Here is an 18,092-nt window from a genome sequence, read left to right as displayed (position 1 = left end):
AGAGGGATAGGAAATCCTTCTCGTTTTTTATCACCATAAGGAGCCAGATCAATAAACAAAATGAGGAATGTTTTTGATGAAATCCGGTGTTATGATGCCGTTTTCGGTAATGATGCTTGTAATTAAATGATTCGGTGTAACGTCAAAGGCTGGATTGAAAGTCTTCACGTTTTCCGGAGCGATCCTTACACCCTGAATGAAGGTGATTTCCGCTTCATTCCGTTCTTCGATCGGGATGGATTTGCCGGATTCGATAGATAGGTCGAATGTGCTTGATGGTGCAGCCACATAAAAAGGGATACCAAAGTGCTTGGCTAATATGGCCAATCCCAATGTCCCAATTTTATTGGCTGTATCTCCATTAGCCGCAATCCTGTCGGCACCGACGATAATTGCATTTATTCGTTTCTGGTGAATCGTATGCGCGGCCATATTATCAGAAATTAAGGTGACATCAACTCCCCCTTGCATCAATTCCCAAGCTGTCAAACGCGCCCCTTGCAGGACAGGCCTGGTTTCACATGCGTACACTTTTAGCGCAAATTCCCTTTCTTTAGCCAGGTGGAAGGGAGCCAAGGCTGTGCCATACCGAGCTGTGGCAATTCCCCCAGCGTTGCAATGCGTTAGAATGGAATCTCCTCTAGTGAATAAGGATAAACCATGTTCACCAATCTTCCTGCACATTTCTTCATCTTCAGCAAAGATGGCTTTAGCCTCCGATACAAGTGCTTCCTGGGCAATTGAAATGCTTTGCGCAGCCTGCAAGGTGTTCTCCATCCTCCTTAAAGCCCAAAAAAGGTTGACTGCAGTTGGCCGAGAAGAGGAGAGTTTTTCAATATGACTCTTTACATTTTTCTTGAATTCCCCTAAATCAGCGGTTGTTTCCTGTATGGCACCAAGTGCAACACCAAATGCTGCCGTCAGTCCAATTGCAGGGGCACCGCGAACTTTTAAAGTCAAAATGCTATCATATACATCATCAACAGAATGAAGTTCTATAAATTCTGTTATGGAAGGAAGGGCTTGTTGATTTAATAATGTAATATGGGTATCGTCCCATTGTACCGAATATGGTAAGGATGCTAGTGTAGTCATGTGCAGGTCTCCTTTTAAATGGTTGAATAAGATGGCAGTGTACGTTGCTTCAACACTTCAATGACAGCTGGAACATCCAGTTCTTCCCGTTTTTTAATTAAAAAAGCGCCAATTTCCAATGTCGCCGTTTTGGCAGCGATCTTTATTTGTTTATCTTCTATGACGTTTAAATCGGCAACATGGGAAAGGCCGATCGTTCGCCGAATCAGTTCACAGCCTGCAAAACCGAATGCATCTTTTTTGAATTTTGTCAGCAAATAAGGCAGATACCCTTTCACATGGCGGAAGGGGCTTTTATTTTGGGATTCCCATAATTCGGTATAAGTTTCTTCAAAGGCATTCCAAAATTCATGAAGGTGTGAGAAAATTTCTTCCTTACCAGCGCCATTTCGTGTAATTGCCTGAAAAAGAAGGTTGGCGGTGTATTGACCAAGGTCAAAACCAACGGGCCCATAAAAAGCGAATTCCGGATCAATAACCTTTGTTTCAGTTGCACTTGCAAATATACTTCCAGTATGTAAATCTCCATGAAGCAAGGCTTCCTGTTCGGTTTCAAAGCTTTGTTTCAGTTTAGCGACCTCAAGTATCACTTCTTGATCATTCCATATATTTTTTGCGGCATCAGTCAATTCCACCTCGAAATCTCCCGGGAGCTCCTCAAAAAATGGATCCGTGAAAATAAAGACCTCGGTGATTTTGCAGAGTTCCGGATTCGTGAAATGTCGGGCCACTTCCTTTTTCGCGGATGGCTCTAAATGATAATCGGATGTATAAAATGCCGTCTTCGCAACATATTCACCAATATGCTGTGAAAGCAAAGGATATGAATTGCCATCGATCAATCCTGTTCTTACGATTTTTAAGTGTGATAAATCTTCCATGACTGTGATGGCAAGCTGTTCATCCGAATAATAGACTTGCGGTACGAATTCGGGGCAATAGCTTCTGAAATGAATCAGTGCATTCGCTTCAATGGATGCCCTTTTCAATGTGAGTGGCCAGCTTTCGCCAAGTACCTTGGCATAAGGAACCGCTTGTTTGATTATTATTCCTTTGTTTGTGACGGTGTCTGTAATATGAAAAACATAATTTAAGTTTCCATCGCCGATTTCTTTACACTTTAAACTTGCATCCGTATTGACCAACCCAAGTTTTTTGGCAAGGGTTGTAGCAGTTTCGTTTGTCAATCTCTTAAAATTTGAATGGTTTTGAGTCATTCTTTTCCCCTCCGGATTCAAAATAAGAATAAAAAAGCCTCTTTCATATAGAAAGAGGCAGAAGTTTTGGCTTCGGACCTCTTATCTTCCAGAAAATGAATTCTGGTGGAATTAGCACCGTGCTCTGTGGATTTAATAATCCGGCGGTGAATCCGCCCCATTTCACAATGGTATTACAGTCGGTTGCTGGGCTTCATAGGGCCTTTATCCCTCAGCCTGCTCTTGATAAGAGTAAATGTTTTCTGAAATTTTAATCTTCGGGAAAATAATATCAACATTTTAAATAGTTTGTCAATGGGGAAATTAATAAAAATCAGGTCGGCGATCTTCGAATACAGGAATTTTGTTACGGGCTTCCGTAACTTTATTGAAGTCCAAGGTGCCTGTCAAGAGTTCAATTCCTTCTCCTGCTTCACTTATGATATTCCCCCAAGGATCAATAATTAAGGAATGACCCGCAAATATATTATTGGCATCCGAACCTGAACGATTAACTGCTACAACATAGGCCTGGTTCTCGATGGCACGGCTTATCAATAAGGCCCTCCAGTGATCGAGTCTCGGCTTTGGCCATTCAGCCGTAACGAATAGAACTTCCGCGCCTTGAACGGTATGGGCTCGCTGCCATTCTGGGAAACGGATGTCATAACAAACGAATCCAGCACATATTTTTTCATCAAGAGTAAATAAACCATCTTTTTCTCCTGGCTGCAGGAAATGATGTTCATCCATTAGCTGAAATAAGTGAAGCTTATCATATTCCTTAATGAGATTTCCATGTTTATCGATGATGATCATGGTGTTATAGATCCCTTTGCTTGTCTTTTTTGCAATGGACCCGCCTATTATGTGAATCTGGTGTTCCTTTGCCAGTCTTTTAAAAAATTCAATCGTTTTTTCTGCCTCTGGATCAGCAATCTCATTTAACCTGGTCAAGTCGTATCCGGTTGTCCAAAGCTCTGGTAAAATGACGATATCGGCTTCTGACCGTGCTGCTTTTTCCATCCATTGTTCTGCAACCTGAAAATTGATATCTGGTTGCCCGAAGGCTATATCCATTTGAATACAAGCTATTTTCCACTTCATCGTTTAAAACCCCCACATGTAAAAAAATGCTTTACAAGACTATGATAAACATATATTATTTGTGACTAGAATTTCAAGAAATTTCAGAGAAGGTGTATAAATGGTACAATTTGAAAAATCCAGACAGCTACAGGACCTGCCCAAGCAGTTTTTTGCTTCTCTAGTCGCAAAAGTCAATGCGATTACGGCACAAGGACATGATGTCATTAATTTAGGCCAGGGAAACCCTGATCAGCCGACGCCAGAACATATCGTGAAAAGTTTGCAGTCTGCCGCTGAAAAAACGATTAATCATAAATATTCGCCATTCCGGGGACATCAATATTTAAAAGATGCTGCTGCCACCTTTTATGAACGTGAATACGGCGTCAAATTGGATCCGAATAGTGAAGTGGCGATTCTCTTCGGGGGAAAGGCAGGCCTTGTCGAACTGCCCCAGTGTTTATTGAATCCAGGTGATACGATCCTTGTTCCAGATCCCGGCTATCCGGATTATCTTTCCGGTGTTGTTTTAGCCCAGGCAAAGACCGAACTGATGCCCTTGACAGAAGAAAATGATTTTCTTCCGAAATACAAAGACATACATAAAGAAGTTCTTGATAAAGCCAAAATGATGTTTTTGAACTATCCCAATAACCCTACAGGTGCTTCTGCAACTGAAAGTTTCTTTGATGAAACCGTCTCCTTTGCAAAAGAGCATTCAATTTGCGTGGTCCACGATTTCGCCTATGGGGCAATAGGATTCGAAGGAAAAAAACCGATAAGCTATCTCCAGGCGGAGGGAGCGAAGGATGTAGGAATAGAAATATACACACTATCGAAAACATACAATATGGCAGGGTGGAGAGTCGGCTTTGCAGTGGGGAATAAGAGTGTAATAGAAGCTTTAGAACTATTGCAAGACCATCTTTATGTGAGTCTCTTCCCGGCGATACAAGAAGCTGCGGCAAGCGCTTTGCTTGACTCGCAGAGCTGTGTAGAGCAGTTAGTGCAGGTGTACGAGGGGCGAAGGAATGTTTTCATTGAGGGATTGAGGGCAATCGGCTGGGATGTCAAAGCTCCTGCGGCATCGTTCTTTGCCTGGCTCAAAGTACCCAATGGTTTTACCTCCGAGAGTTTTGCAGACTATTTATTAACGCATGCACATGTAGCTGTTGCTGCAGGTAATGGATTCGGTGAATTTGGCGAAGGTTACGTCAGGGTAGGGTTACTGACTTCGGAAGAACGGCTGAAAGAGGCTGTGGAACGGATACGTACGTTAAACTTATTTTAACGATGCAATGGGATATCCGATTTATTCACCCTTAATAGTTAAAACTTATTGACAAAGTAGGGATTACCTGTCAGAATACAAAATAAATTCTTAATCTTTCGATACTTGAATGCAATTTATATATCAGCGTTTTCTTATTTTGAGCAGGTGGAGGGACTAGCCCTATGAAGCCCAGCAACCGACTGTAATTCCATTGTAAAATGGGGCGGAATTCTTCGCCGGATTTTCCTGAAATCCACAAGGCACGGTGCTAATTCTTGCAGCCAATGGCTGGGAGATAAGAAGATGGCTTTTTAAAGCCTCTTCTTTATGAAGGGGCTTTTGCCATTTTGGGACCATTTCAGTTTAATGACATCGAGAGTTTACTAAAGTGATATAGGAGTGATCGGATGAGCGAGATAGTCGCTACTTATTTAATTCATGATTTCAATGGTAATCATGAGAAAAAAGCAGAGAGCATTGCCTTAGGTTTGACTGTCGGGACATGGACGGACCTTCCCCATTTGGTCCAGAAACAACTGGAAAAACATAAGGGACGCGTCGTATCGGTGACACCACTATCTGAAGAAGAGAGGGCAAACAGCTACTTTAATCGTAAAGTATACCGTTCTCTTATTAAAATTGCCTATCCGGCAGGGAATTTCTCCTATGATTTACCTGCAATCCTCACGACGGTCTTCGGCAAACTTTCATTGGATGGAGAAATAAAACTTATCGACTTGGACTTTGTCGGTGATATTCAAAAGGCATTTCCCGGCCCGCAATTTGGCATTGGAGGCATAAGGGAAAAGGTTGGCGTATTTAACCGTCCCCTGGTGATGAGCATCTTTAAAGGTGTATTAGGAAGGGACCTAACATTCCATAATGAACAACTGAGGCAACAAGCATTAGGAGGTGTCGACCTAGTTAAAGATGATGAGATCCTCTTCGACCAGGAACTGACTCCATTTTTCGATAGGATAAAAACAGGAAAAAGAATATTGAATGAAGTCTATGAAACCACTGGCCACCGAACTTTATATGCTGTCAATCTATCTGGGAAAACTTTTGAATTATTGGATAAGGCAGAGCAAGCTGCAGAAGCAGGAGCAGATGCTTTATTGTTCAACGTTCATACATATGGTTTGGATGTATTGCAGGCATTGAGTGAACATGATCGTATCAAGCTGCCGATCATGGCGCACCCCGCATATAGCGGGGCATTGGCCTCTTCATCATTTTATGGGGTCAGCTATCCATTATTGCTTGGTAAATTAGTAAGGTTATCAGGTGCGGATTTATCCTTGTTCCCATCCCCTTATGGAAATGTCGCACTGGAAAAGAAGGAGACATTGGCAATTGCTGAGGCTCTGACAAAAGATGAACTTTCATGGAAAAAGGCCTTCCCTGTTCCTTCAGCAGGCATTCATCCGGGCATGGTTCCAGACCTTATCAAGGATTTTGGGCTCGACAGTGTGATTAATGCCGGAGGTGGAATTCACGGACACCCTGACGGAGCAGAGGGCGGAGCCAAGGCTTTCCGTTCTGCTGTGGAAGCCGTTCTAGCAGGAAAGGAGCTACCTGAAGCCGCGGCTGAGGAAGAAACACTAAAAAAAGCTCTTGTATTATGGGGAGGCTTATAAGAAATAATGAAACCGATCATCTTTTGTGATTTTGACGGAACGATCACCAACACAGATAATATCATTTCCATCATGAAAAAATTTGCCCCTCCGGAATGGGAAGCGTTGAAAGATGGTGTCCTTCAGCAAAAAATCAGTATATCTTCAGGAGTTGGGGATATGTTTTCCCTGCTTGATAGTGGCTTGAAGGATGACATCATCCAATATATAAGAAAGACTGCCGGCATTCGTCCAGGTTTTTTTGAATTCGTTGAGTATACGAAACAAGCCAACTTCCCGTTATATATTGTAAGCGGGGGCATGGATTTTTTCATTACACCCCTTTTAAATGATATCTTGCCAACAGAGTCCGTTTATTGTAACCATGCATTTTTTGATAAGGAAAAGATCTATATTGAATGGCCGCATGCTTGTGATGAACAATGTAATAATGATTGCGGTTGCTGCAAGCCATCCATTATGAGGGAAATTGCGGGTGCGGAAGATTTTAAACTCGTTATTGGAGATTCAGTAACGGATTTTGAAGCGGCAAAACAGGCCGATTTTGTCATAGCACGTGACATATTGCTTGAAAAATGCAAAAGGGAAGGAATTTCACATCAAGGATTTGAAACATTTTTTGATGTAATTGACATTTTAAAGCAGCAGGAGGTGGTTAAAGCGTGAACACTCATTCTAAAGAATGGCGGGAGTTGGCAGATATTAAAGCTGAATTGGCCGAAAGGGACTGGTTTATGGGAACTAGCGGGAACTTGTCCATCCGCGAGCCCAAAAGCCCTTTCTTTTATATTACGGCAAGTGGTAAGGATAAAAGGAAGCAATCGGATTCGGACTTTTTACTGGTGGACTTAAAAGGAAAACCAGTTGAAGCAACGAACCTAAGACCATCGGCCGAAACTTTACTACATACGGTCATTTACCGGAAAACCGATGCGAACTGTGTCCTCCATGTTCATACAGTTGAAAATAATGTGATATCAGAATTGTACGGGGAGGAAGGCCAAGTATCCTTTCGTAATCATGAAATCATTAAAGCGACCGGCCGGTGGGAAGAGGATTCGGAGCTGCGGATTCCAATCATATATAATCACGCTGATATCCCGCTGTTATCCGATAAGTTCAAGACGCATGCCGAAGAAGACTCTGGCGCCGTGCTGATCCGCAATCATGGTATTACGGTTTGGGGCAAAAGCGGGCTCGAAGCAAAAAGAATACTTGAAGCTTGTGAATTTTTATTTAAATATCAACTGTTGCTTAATCAGCATAAGGCGTTGGCAGGTTCTTTAAGATAAACACTCATAGAGGAGGAATGAATGATGGCGACGATCAGATTCCATGAAACAAACGAGGTAATTGAAAACGGTGAACAGGTAAAAGGATTTTTAGAAACACAAGGGGTTATTTATGAGCAATGGGACATTTCTAAATTACCTGCCCACCTTGTGGAAAAATACGATCTAACTGATGCTGAAAAGGAGGAAATCCTTGTAACATTCCAAACGGAAATAGCGGAAATCTCCGAAAGAAGAGGCTATAAAGCGCATGATATCATCACATTATCCGATGCGAATCCGAACCTGGATCAAATGCTTGAAAACTTTAAGCAGGAGCACCACCATGAAGATGATGAAGTGCGTTTCATAGCAGGCGGAACGAGTATCTTTGCCATTGAGGGCAATGATAAACAATGGTTTGATGTACGTCTTAATCCAGGAGATCTTATTAGTGTACCAGAATCAACAAGACATTATTTCACGCTGGCAGAAGATAGGAAAACTATTGCTGTCCGTATCTTCGTTACAGCGGCAGGATGGGTTCCGATTTACGAAAAAGACGAAGTACAAGCATGAATCATTGTTGAAAACCAGCTTACGGGCTGGTTTTTTTATGTGGAGCCGGCAAGTGCTTTAGTAAGGTAAGTATGATAAAATTTAACGGAATCGAATTTAACCGGATCATAGGAGCAGATAAGAATGAAAACAATCGAAGTGTACATATTGGGCGGCTTTCTCGGCAGCGGGAAAACGACGCTTCTTCGAAATATTTTAAAACAGGAAAGTGAAGCGGGTAGAAAAGTGGCCGTGCTTTTAAATGAGCTTGGCAGTGTATCGGTTGACAGCGGACTCATTGGTGATGAAGTGCCCCTGAAGGAGTTGTTTGACGGGTGCATTTGCTGCACAATTCAAGATAAACTGGAGGTTCAGCTTCATGAATTGATAACCGAAAATGACCTGGATGCGGTTTATATTGAAACGACGGGCGCTGCACATCCAGTTGAAGTATTGGATGGCATCATGTCGCCGCTTTTTGCTAAAAGGCTGAAGTATAAAGGGATTATTACAGTCGTCGATTTATTAAGGTGGCGCGATCGGGAGGAACTGTCCCCGCAACTCCGACAGTTGCTTTCCGAGCAAATCCAGCATGCCGATTTCATATTATTGAATAAAGCGGATTTAGTAAGTGAGATGGAGGCTGCAAAGCTGATATATACGATACAGGCGCTGAATACGGATGCTGTATGTTTATTGACGGAGTTTGCAGCTGTTTCCTTGATATCATTGCAGCAGATGCAAAGAAAACGTCATAATGCCCATCAAAAGCTTGATGTACATGACCATTTGCATTTAACTGCAGTCGTTCATACATTTGAAGGGGCCGTGGCACATAGCGATTTTGAAGAGTGGCTTAGGGAACTACCGGAAACAGTCTATCGAATGAAAGGATACATTTCCTTTACACATTCACAGTACCCCCATTTATTCCAATACTCATATGGAATGCCGATGTATATGAATGAAATGGTGAAAATGCCATTGAATATCGTCATGATTGGGGAAAAATTGGATCAGGAAATGTTGATTGGTCAGTTGAAAGCTTTGGAAGCGAAAGCGGACCGATGAACGTTTACCGCCCATTAAAGAAGGGAAACATACAAAGAAGATTTTTCTTATTAAGGAGGCGGTACTTGTGCCATGGAATAAGAACGATTACCCAAATTCAATGAAGAATCTTGATAAAGAGGTCAGGGAAAAGGCTATAGAGATAGCGAATGCATTATTGGATGAAGGCTATGAGGATGGAAAAGCCATTCCAATTGCGATAGACCGGGCCAAGATGTCGGTGGGAAAAGATTGAAAAGATGGTCAGACCCATTTGTGGGCCTGACCATTTTTATTGTTGCATTCCAAAGGCGGCAAAAGTCTTTTCGTCTTCTATTAATCCGCAAGCAGCACATTGCACCCGAACTTCAGGGCCATTATATGCTAGATGGAATGGTTGAAGCGAGTCGTTAGAATATTGTTCGACAATCTCACCGGATTGCGGATCCTTTTTAATGGGGGTTGCTACTTGCTGAATGAGATTGAAGCGAGATTTATTTGTCCGGCAATTCGGACAGCGGTATACTTGAGACATTGTACTCACTCCTTTTTTGAATTTTATAAAGCATGATCGTATTAGTAAGATAGTCTTTACAAACTTGATCATTAATATGTATAAATTAGTAATGGATGGAAGGGATACTATGAAAGAAAATGTCAGGCAAGAAGAATTACTGGTGGCTTATTTAAGCATATGGAACAATCGTAAGGTGGCCGGAGAAGGTGGAAGGGAAGTGTTGTCGGAACTCATCCGCCGTGAGCTTTTGGATGAAAATGCCCATCCCCGTGCCAGAAAACCAGTATTGGATAAATTTTACCTCTGTATTAAACGCGTGATGGAATCTTCGCTTTCGGAAGAAATGAAAAATGAGATCGCCATGGCCTATATCACTGAATTTGAAAGATTATGATTTCCGAATGTGCTACGCATGCTTGTTAGCAAATATTCTCTTTTGCTTCATACTTTTTTCACAAATCATTGTTAAAATCTTTAAAAAATAGATATTTAATGAAGAAGGAGCTTAAAATATGAAGTGGGGCATTGGACTTTTTCTTGCCATCGTACTGCTTACTGGGTGTAATAGCGGTAATGCGTTTACTAAAATCAATAAAAGTGAATCCTTCCTGGCGACTGTCAATATCAAGGATACCTCACTGACTTTCATAGATGAAAACTATCATCCATTTGCAAAATGGGATATTTCAGAACCATTTACCGGAGCCCTGCTCCTGGCAGATAAAGATACGATCCTGCTTTATGGCAAAGAGATGGAGAAAGTCCAGGTGTACTCTTTATCAGCAGGAAAACTGGTAAACAATTGGGGACTTGGGAAAGGGATTGTCAATATGCAGTTGTTACGTGATGGAAAAAGCATCGTGGCAGTCAATCAATCGAATCACTCCATTCATTTTTTAAATGCTGATGGGGAGGTACAGGATATTGTCAAGGTTGGTAAAAGCCCCTTGACCGTCCTGCAAGGAGAGCAAGCGAACCGTTTGTATGTTATTAATTTTGGTGATACCAAATGTTCAGTGATAAATCTTCAAACGAAAAAGGTCGATTTTGAATTTCCCGTACATAGTGCAAGCACAGGCACATTATTAAGGGAAGAAAAGGATGAAATATGGATCGGAGGACACGGTGATGGGGACCATGTGGAAGAAGATTTATATATTTATTCGGCAAAAACGGGAAGGTTGAAGAAAAAGCTGAAAGCCCCAACCATGCCGATAAAGTTCCTGGAGAATGCTGAAGGCATATTTGTCCTTAGTCATGGTACAAGTTCCTTATATAAATTGAATGATCGATATGAGGAAGTGAAAAGCAAAGTGGTCGGCGTCAACCCCTTTGAAATGGCGAGCTTTAACGAAGATGTAGTCGTGGCGGGATATGATAGTGATGAAGTGTATGTAATGGATGCTGAAACAGTCGATGTTAAAAAAACGATCAAAGTCGGCGAAGGTCCGTTCCAATTGATGTTGAGGGAGTAGATGACATGCATGTTTACACCATTTTAGTCGTGGATGATGAAGAAGATATGCGAAATCTAGTTGAAATGTATTTGCTGAACTCAGGTTATCGATGCCTTCAAGCTGCGAATGGAAAAGAAGCTATTAGTATGGTTGAAACAGAGGATGTGGATTTAATCCTATTGGATATCATGATGCCAGGTATGGATGGTTTCTCCGTTTGTGAAGAAATTCGTGACAATTGGGAGATCCCTTTGATATTTGTCAGTGCGAAAGGTGAAGAATGGGATAAGGTGAAAGGGCTGAAGCTTGGCGGCGACGATTATATCGTCAAACCGTTCAATCCAGGAGAGTTAGTCGCAAGGGTCGAAGCGGTATTGCGAAGGACAGGGAAATTATCATTGAATGAAGAGAGTCAAAACCATGTCCGATTCGGTAAAATTAGCTTGAACTTACAATCCAGAACGGTTTTGGTGGAAGGGAAGCAAATTAATTTAACCTTGAAAGAATTCGAATTGCTGTTATTCCTCATGCGTCATAAAAACCAGGCACTCAGCCGTGAACAACTGCTTGAAAATGTTTGGAGCGGGGAGTATGGAGGATCTTTACGCACCGTGGATACCCATATCAAAACGTTAAGAATGAAATTAAGAGCGGCCGATTATATTCAAACCGTCTGGGGAATCGGTTATAAGATAGAGGAAAAGAAATGATTAATAAGTGGCGAACCCTCTCTTTTAAATTATGGCTCACCATCATCACCGCCATCATTCTCTCCGTGCTGTTCGCTTACTCCCTTTCTCAATATTATTATAAAAATCTTTATGTGGAAAAGCTTAAAACAGATTTAGTCAATGAAGCGTCATTGCTAGGGGCGGATTATTCCGGCGGTGAAATCAGCGAAGACTTCAAGGATAAAGTGGAATGGTTTAACAGTAAGAATGACAGCGAGGTCTTTGTCGTTAATAATCCCAGGGAATTGAGTGCCTGTCTGCCCTTTGAAATCAATTATGACACCCTTATTTCTGAAGAAGAACGGCAAATGCTTTTAGATGGGAAAGCCGTTGAAAAAGAGGGATATGAGAAAAGGTTTGAAAAGAACATCGTGGCGGCGATCATACCCCTGATTGATGAAGATCGCCTCGAAGGTATCATCTATACATATATTCCTGTAGATTCCATTACGGTCTTACTAAAGGAATTTGCAGCAAAATGGATGGCGGCGGTTCTATTATTCTTGATTGTCGCGATTTTGTTTACTACGAAATGGTTAAAAAAGCTAGTCAGTCCGATTAAGGAAATCGAGACTGCAGCCCATCGTGTCTCAGAAGGGAAATATGATATAAAGGTCGAGGTAAGGAGTCATGATGAAATAGGTAAACTGGCAATAGCATTTAATGATATGGCCAATTCCATCCATATGGAAGAAGAAAGAAAAAAGGAATTTCTAGAAAATGTTGCACATGAGCTGAGAACCCCTCTTAGCTACGTAAAGGGCTACACGCAGGCCATATTAGATGGTGTCGTGAAGAATGATGAAGAGCAACGGAAATACCTTCAACTCATTTTAAGGGAAGCTCTTAGGCTACAGAGGCTTGTGGGAGATCTGATGGACTTATCAAAAATGGATAGTGATCCATTCTTGTTAAATAAAATCCCGATTGCCTATGCGCAATTCATTGAAGATGTACTTGTGAAATATGAACCGATAATAGAAGAGAAGCAATTGGACGTGCAACTAGAGCTGGATCCAGACCCGATTATATTTGGGGATGAAGGAAGGATCGAACAGATCCTACATAATATTTTTGATAATGCCATCCAATATACCGATTCTGGAGGAACAATCCATATTGCCCTAATTCAGCATAATGAAGATTGCGAACTGCTGGTTACTGACACGGGTAATGGGATTCCCGAAGCTGATTTGCCATATATCATGAATCGTTTTTACCGAGTGAACAAAGCTCGTAGCCGTTTTGATGGCGGGTCAGGGCTAGGACTGTCCATTGTCAAAAAATTGGTGGAATTGCAAAGTGGCAAAGTCGAAATAGAAAGCAAGGAAAAAAGGGGGACAAAAGTCAGGGTCATCCTACCGTTGATAAAAGAAGAATGGAATTCATAAAAAAAGGGGATACGTTCAAAAATGAAAAAAATCATGTTATTTTGCGTGGCGTTAATTTTTTTGGCTGGATGCGGCAAGGAAGAGGAAATACCGAAAATGTTAAATGTCGATTTAGCTGTCGATCCAACTCAGGGTAAAGTGAATGAGCCTGTGAAATTTCAGGCAAAAGTGACCTATGGAGATGAAGAAGTGACAGATGCGGATGATGTCAGTTTTGAAATTTGGCTTGCGAATAGCGATGACCATGACAAGATTGCCGTAAAACATAAAGGGAACGGCATTTATGAATTGGAAAAGACTTTTGATGTAGAAGGAACCTATTATGTATATGCCCATGTAACGGCAAGGGATATGCACAACATGCCAAAGAAAGAATTCGTCATAGGCAAACCAAGCACTCCTGAACAAAATGGTGGAAAAACGGAAATGGACGAGATGAATGATGAAGAAATGAAATGATGAATATACCATCAAAATCAAAACAATCCGGACTTAAATCCGGATTGTTTTTTTGGGGGGAAAATGTTCAAGACAATAGATGAGGAATAATAAGGAAAAATGATGAAATGTCGAAGTTAAATCGAAAAATTTGTAACATAAAAGTAAAGAAAGTCATAATAAGTTGGTTAAAAACGATATGTCAACTAAAATTTATTAGTATTCCATGGAAATAGTTCTATGTAACTACCATTGACAAGGAATATCTGGGAAAATATAAGTATTTATACGAATGGCAGAAACATAGATAGTTAAAGGATTTTTGCTCGTTTTCTCTGAAACTTGGATCATAAATACATTTTCATTCGCATCCTGTGAATTTGATGGAAAATGATGGTGCCTTTATTACAAAAAATGCATGTTATGATAATTCCAGAAGCAAAGCACAACAAAAAAAATGAACATCACAGGAGGAAATACGAATGAAAAAGAAAATGATTATGTCAGCAGCAGCGGCTGCAGCTATTATATTCACAGGAGTAGGAGCTAACCAAGCTGAAGCAGCCAACTGTGATACAGTGAAACAAGTAACTTATAAATCTACGAATAAAGAGGATATGCAAAAAGTCCTTAACCAATATCTAGCTAAATACAATATCACTTTACCTGCAGCGCAAGCACAACAAAAACCAGTTCAAAAACCAGTTCAGCAAGAAACTGGAACAACTAACCAAGCAAAACCAGCAGCAAAACCAGCAGCAAAACCAGCAGCAAAACCAGCAGCAAAACCAGCAGCAAAACCAGCAGCAAAACCTGCTTCACCAGAAGTGACACCTGATAAATCAACTGATAAAAAACCAGAGACAAGCTCTGAATTAAGTGCTTTTGAACAACAAGTTGTTAAATTAACGAATGCAGAACGCGAAAAACAAGGTTTGGCAGCTCTTAAAATCGACGTTGAGTTGAGCAAAGTTGCACGTATCAAGTCTCAAGACATGAAAGATAAAAACTACTTTGACCACAATAGCCCAACTTACGGCTCACCTTTCGATATGATGAAACAATTCGGAATCAGCTATAAAACAGCTGGCGAGAACATCGCACAAGGTCAACAAACACCTGAAGAAGTTGTACAAGCTTGGATGGATAGCCCAGGACACCGTGAAAATATCATGAATTCTAGCTTTACTCATATTGGAGTAGGTTACGTAGAATCTGGTAACTACTGGACTCAACAATTCATCGGAAAATAATAGATTAATAGAAAAGTGCATCCCATTCACATGGGGTGCGCTTTTTTTTTGCGAGAATGGATCATTCCATTCAATGGATTAAAATCAATTGTGACTTACGATTGGCTTTCTATAATGTACCCAAATCTAAACAGATTGGACCTAGAAATAACTGGAACCGCACCTTATCATCAATGAGGTCCCAGTAAAGCAATTTATATCTCGGATACATCGATTTCTGAATACTGTGTATTGAAACTTTTCTGAAGACGTATTTCCAATGTTGATTCTTTATATTGGGCTGATGCCCCTTTTTTCTTAACAAGTGCGGGGAGTGTTATGACATGCCGATCTGACTCTTCAGGAATCCCCTCGATGATGGATTGGTTAGAAGTATGGTAAAGTTTCATTTTCTTTAGCCAAGATTCATCTTCTATGGGAATTCTTACAAAGATATATAAGTGGGTTTCAAATACATCGGCATGTAAAGGATGTTCAGATTTGGTCTTTTCTTTTTGAAAGCCGCCATCATTTTGGTTCATCATACCTTGCATATTGTCAGGGATGACTTGTGAAAATACTTTTTCAATGAATGATTGTACATCACTTTGCTGCATATTTTTCATGAAGTCCTTTTGATTCGGGTTATTCTTAAAAGAAAAAAGTGAATTCCACGGAAACATTTTGAATTCCTCTCTCCTGCTTATGGTCTGACAGGTTTATTTGTTATATTTTATGCAGCTAAAGCCCATAGGTTCATTTATATAATTACTAAATTATAGAAAATGGAATAAACTTATGTATAATTAAGTAAAATCCATTAGATAAAGAGGGTAAGCCTGTGGACGGAAAAGTAGCTTTTATTACTGGTGGAGCAATGGGAATCGGCAAAAGGATGGCATTTTCACTCGCGGATAATGGAATGTCCATTATCATTACTTATCGAAAAAGTAAAAAGGAAGCTTTAGCATTAGTGGATGAATTACAGGAAAAGTACCAAGTTAAGGCAATTGCGATTCAAGGTGACTCGTCAAGTGAGGATGATTGCCGGAATATTTTGCAAAAGATTTTGGAGACGTTTGGCCATGTTGATATCTTCATTCATAACGCAGGGCCATATATGAATGATCGTAAATCCATGACTGATTATGGCAGTGATGAATGGAGATATATCATGGACGGAAATTTAAATGGTTTTTTCTATTTTGCGAAAGAACTTATTCCGCAAATGCGCAGTAGAAACTGGGGTAGAGTCATTACATTAGGGTTTGAACGGTGTGAAACTGCACCAGGTTGGATCTATCGTTCTGCTTTTGCCGCTGCAAAGAGCGGCTTGACCTCCTTGACAAGAACTTTAGCCGCCGAAGAAGCTGCACATGGCATCACGGTGAATATGGTCTGTCCTGGTGATATCGTAGGTGATTGGAAAGAGGATGAAATTAGGGTTGCGAGAGCAGAGAAGGATGATTCGGTCCCAGTAGGCAGACCGGGTACAGGAGAAGATATAGCGAGGGTCATCACGTTCCTTTGTGATGAAAAATCAGATTTCATTACCGGTAGCATCATACCGGTAACAGGTGGTAAGGATGTTCTTGGGAAAATATATAAAGCCTAGTGGTTTAGGGTTTGAATTCAGCATGAAAAAGGTGAGGCCGGTGTAATCCAGCCTCACTCTTTTTTTACGCCATTTTTTTATATTTTACTTGCTGTATGAACCGTAAGCGAGCCGCCAAGCCTATAGCTCCGAGAGCCAAACCGGAAATTAAGCCGATCCAATACCCGAAGGCTCCCATATCTGTAAATTTCGCAAATAAATAGCCAATGGGAAGCCCGAGAATCCAGTAGGAGACGAGTGACATCGCAAATGTGACATTTACATCTTTATATCCACGCAAAATACCCTGGATAGGTGCCTGCAGGGCATCCGATATCTGAAAAAAGATGGCATATATTAAAAAATGTGATGTCAGCATCATTACCTCGTGATCTTTAGTGTATAAAGAGGCCACAGGTTCACGGAAGAGGAATAGGATGGTAGACAAAACGAGCGACATTGTCAATGCCATCGAAATACCAATCCAGCTATACTCTTTGGCATCTTTATAGCGGGCTGCCCCAATTTCAAATCCAATGACAATCGTCAATGCCATGGATATACTTAGCGGTATCATATAGAGAAGTGACGCAAAATTCATGGCAATCTGATGCGATGCAATTGTCACGGTATCATACTTACTCATCAAAAGGGTGACGGCCGAGAAAATGCTTGTTTCAAAAAAGATAGCCAGCCCGATGGGGACCCCAATCAATAATAAGGCCCTCCATTCTTTCCAGGAAACTGGGAAAAATTCACTGAAAACCTTATATGTCGAAAATGGGTTGATTTTTGCCACAACAAGGATGGCAACCAGGGCAATTAACCAATAAGTAATGGCAGTGGCATAACCGGAACCTACACCGCCAAGTTCGGGGAATCCAAACTTCCCGTATATTAACAGGTAATTAAATAGGACGTTCACCGGGAGTGCACATAAGGTGATGATCATGGATATCCTAGTCTGCCCCAGAGCATCTATGAAGGCCCTAAGCGCATTATAAATGAATAGCGGAATGATACCGATTGAAAGGGCGATTAAATAATCATGAGCCACCATGTGGACATTATCTTCAAGGTCCATGGCATTCAATACGGGGTTCAAAGAAAACGCCCCAATGATTAAAATGAACATGGCTAAAGCAACAGCTAAATAAACGGCCTGCATCACGGAATAGGAAACAGATTTAGACTGCCTGGAACCTAGCAGCTGTGAAACCACCGGCGTTAAGGCAATCAATATCCCGCTCAGCCCCGTATAAACGGGTGTCCATAGCGAACTGCCGATGGAGACGCCAGCAACGTCCTGAGTGCTGTATTGTCCAGACATCATCACATCAAAAAAAGTCATGGCATACATGCTGATTTGGGTGATCAGGATGGGTAGCAATATATATAATAACAGGCGGATCTTTTGTGTTTTAGTATAAGTCTGATTCATCAAAGTACCTCAATATCAATATTTGGAATATTCAACACAATGAAAGAATTATATCACATAAGCATGTAATGTTTTAAGAGTTTTTATTTAAAAAAGACTTGCCGTTTTAAGGCAAGTAT

19 protein-coding genes, 1 pseudogene and 2 riboswitches are annotated in these 18,092 nt (G+C 41.0%); of the genes and pseudogenes, 14 read left to right on the top strand and 6 right to left on the bottom strand.

Features of this window, described 5'->3' with window-relative positions:
- Window positions 1-48 precede the first annotated feature (48 nt).
- The 3 genes from mtnA to IOC57_RS19025 form a co-directional block, all read right to left on the bottom strand.
- On the bottom strand, window positions 49-1,095 hold the full coding sequence (gene mtnA / locus IOC57_RS19035; RefSeq protein WP_207440170.1) for an S-methyl-5-thioribose-1-phosphate isomerase: 1,047 nt from the start codon (window positions 1,093-1,095) through the stop codon (window positions 49-51).
- A gap of 14 nt (window positions 1,096-1,109) precedes the next feature.
- Entirely contained in the window at window positions 1,110-2,312 is a 1,203-nt protein-coding gene (gene mtnK, locus IOC57_RS19030) for an S-methyl-5-thioribose kinase (protein WP_207440169.1), read from the bottom strand.
- A gap of 78 nt (window positions 2,313-2,390) precedes the next feature.
- Window positions 2,391-2,544: riboswitch (SAM riboswitch) on the bottom strand.
- Window positions 2,545-2,615: 71 nt separating this feature from the next.
- Complete coding sequence (locus tag IOC57_RS19025; RefSeq protein WP_207440168.1) at window positions 2,616-3,398, bottom strand: carbon-nitrogen family hydrolase; 783 nt, start codon at window positions 3,396-3,398, stop codon at window positions 2,616-2,618.
- A gap of 100 nt (window positions 3,399-3,498) precedes the next feature.
- On the opposite strand from IOC57_RS19025, the gene IOC57_RS19020 reads away from it, so the two are divergent.
- The 7 genes and pseudogenes from IOC57_RS19020 to IOC57_RS18990 all read left to right on the top strand — a co-directional run.
- Window positions 3,499-4,671, top strand: a complete 1,173-nt coding sequence (locus IOC57_RS19020; RefSeq protein WP_207440167.1) for a pyridoxal phosphate-dependent aminotransferase — start codon at window positions 3,499-3,501, stop codon at window positions 4,669-4,671.
- 131 nt (window positions 4,672-4,802) lie between these two features.
- A riboswitch (SAM riboswitch) is annotated at window positions 4,803-4,955 on the top strand.
- A 105-nt stretch (window positions 4,956-5,060) separates the two neighbouring features.
- On the top strand, window positions 5,061-6,293 hold the full coding sequence (gene mtnW / locus IOC57_RS19015; RefSeq protein WP_207440166.1) for a 2,3-diketo-5-methylthiopentyl-1-phosphate enolase: 1,233 nt from the start codon (window positions 5,061-5,063) through the stop codon (window positions 6,291-6,293).
- 6 nt (window positions 6,294-6,299) lie between these two features.
- The gene (locus IOC57_RS19010) at window positions 6,300-6,959 is read left to right on the top strand and encodes a 2-hydroxy-3-keto-5-methylthiopentenyl-1-phosphate phosphatase (RefSeq protein WP_207440165.1); all 660 of its coding nucleotides are present in this window, start codon (window positions 6,300-6,302) and stop codon (window positions 6,957-6,959) included.
- On the top strand, window positions 6,956-7,585 hold the full coding sequence (locus tag IOC57_RS19005) for a methylthioribulose 1-phosphate dehydratase (protein ID WP_207440164.1): 630 nt from the start codon (window positions 6,956-6,958) through the stop codon (window positions 7,583-7,585). The genes IOC57_RS19010 and IOC57_RS19005 overlap by 4 nt, the downstream gene beginning before the upstream one ends.
- 24 nt (window positions 7,586-7,609) lie before the next feature.
- Complete coding sequence (locus IOC57_RS19000; RefSeq protein ID WP_207440163.1) at window positions 7,610-8,143, top strand: cupin domain-containing protein; 534 nt, start codon at window positions 7,610-7,612, stop codon at window positions 8,141-8,143.
- A gap of 123 nt (window positions 8,144-8,266) precedes the next feature.
- Window positions 8,267-9,193, top strand: a complete 927-nt coding sequence (locus tag IOC57_RS18995; protein ID WP_207440162.1) for a CobW family GTP-binding protein — start codon at window positions 8,267-8,269, stop codon at window positions 9,191-9,193.
- 67 nt (window positions 9,194-9,260) lie between these two features.
- Window positions 9,261-9,407: pseudogene (locus tag IOC57_RS18990) on the top strand (DUF2188 domain-containing protein); the annotation flags it as partial.
- 57 nt (window positions 9,408-9,464) lie between these two features.
- On the opposite strand, the gene IOC57_RS18985 reads toward IOC57_RS18990, so the two are convergent.
- Entirely contained in the window at window positions 9,465-9,707 is a 243-nt protein-coding gene (locus tag IOC57_RS18985; RefSeq protein WP_048688669.1) for a hypothetical protein, read from the bottom strand.
- Window positions 9,708-9,816: 109 nt separating this feature from the next.
- On the opposite strand from IOC57_RS18985, the gene IOC57_RS18980 reads away from it, so the two are divergent.
- The 6 genes from IOC57_RS18980 (at window position 9,817) to IOC57_RS18955 (ending at window position 14,959) form a co-directional block, all read left to right on the top strand.
- Entirely contained in the window at window positions 9,817-10,083 is a 267-nt protein-coding gene (locus tag IOC57_RS18980) for a hypothetical protein (RefSeq protein WP_207440160.1), read from the top strand.
- Window positions 10,084-10,201: 118 nt separating this feature from the next.
- A complete protein-coding gene (locus IOC57_RS18975; protein ID WP_207440159.1) occupies window positions 10,202-11,164 on the top strand; it encodes a YncE family protein in 963 nt (320 codons plus the stop codon).
- A 5-nt stretch (window positions 11,165-11,169) separates the two neighbouring features.
- Window positions 11,170-11,856 carry a response regulator transcription factor gene (locus IOC57_RS18970; protein ID WP_207440158.1) on the top strand — a complete coding sequence of 229 codons (687 nt, stop codon included), beginning with the start codon at window positions 11,170-11,172 and terminating at the stop codon, window positions 11,854-11,856.
- Window positions 11,853-13,268 (top strand): sensor histidine kinase, encoded by a 1,416-nt coding sequence (locus tag IOC57_RS18965; RefSeq protein WP_207440157.1) that lies wholly within the window; start codon window positions 11,853-11,855, stop codon window positions 13,266-13,268. Before IOC57_RS18970 ends, IOC57_RS18965 begins: the two co-directional genes overlap by 4 nt.
- A gap of 21 nt (window positions 13,269-13,289) precedes the next feature.
- Entirely contained in the window at window positions 13,290-13,727 is a 438-nt protein-coding gene (locus IOC57_RS18960; protein WP_207440156.1) for a FixH family protein, read from the top strand.
- Between the two features lie 461 nt (window positions 13,728-14,188).
- A complete protein-coding gene (locus IOC57_RS18955) occupies window positions 14,189-14,959 on the top strand; it encodes a CAP domain-containing protein (RefSeq protein WP_207440155.1) in 771 nt (256 codons plus the stop codon).
- Window positions 14,960-15,153: 194 nt separating this feature from the next.
- Here the strand turns inward: IOC57_RS18955 and IOC57_RS18950 are convergent, their stop codons facing one another.
- The gene (locus IOC57_RS18950; protein ID WP_207440154.1) at window positions 15,154-15,621 is read right to left on the bottom strand and encodes an Hsp20/alpha crystallin family protein; all 468 of its coding nucleotides are present in this window, start codon (window positions 15,619-15,621) and stop codon (window positions 15,154-15,156) included.
- A 158-nt stretch (window positions 15,622-15,779) separates the two neighbouring features.
- Between IOC57_RS18950 and IOC57_RS18945 the strand changes: the two genes are divergently transcribed.
- Window positions 15,780-16,553 carry an SDR family oxidoreductase gene (locus tag IOC57_RS18945; RefSeq protein WP_207440153.1) on the top strand — a complete coding sequence of 258 codons (774 nt, stop codon included), beginning with the start codon at window positions 15,780-15,782 and terminating at the stop codon, window positions 16,551-16,553.
- A 64-nt stretch (window positions 16,554-16,617) separates the two neighbouring features.
- Here IOC57_RS18945 and IOC57_RS18940 read toward each other — a convergent pair whose 3' ends face one another.
- Window positions 16,618-17,973, bottom strand: coding sequence for an MATE family efflux transporter (locus IOC57_RS18940; protein WP_207440152.1), 1,356 nt, complete (start codon window positions 17,971-17,973; stop codon window positions 16,618-16,620).
- Window positions 17,974-18,092: the final 119 nt, after the last annotated feature.

It is taken from the genome of Bacillus sp. SD075 (assembly GCF_017355165.1).
Classification (GTDB): Bacteria; Bacillota; Bacilli; order Bacillales; family DSM-1321; genus Peribacillus.
The sequence above is the reverse complement of the archived record's forward strand: the minus strand, read 5'-3'. Positions and strand labels throughout refer to the sequence as shown.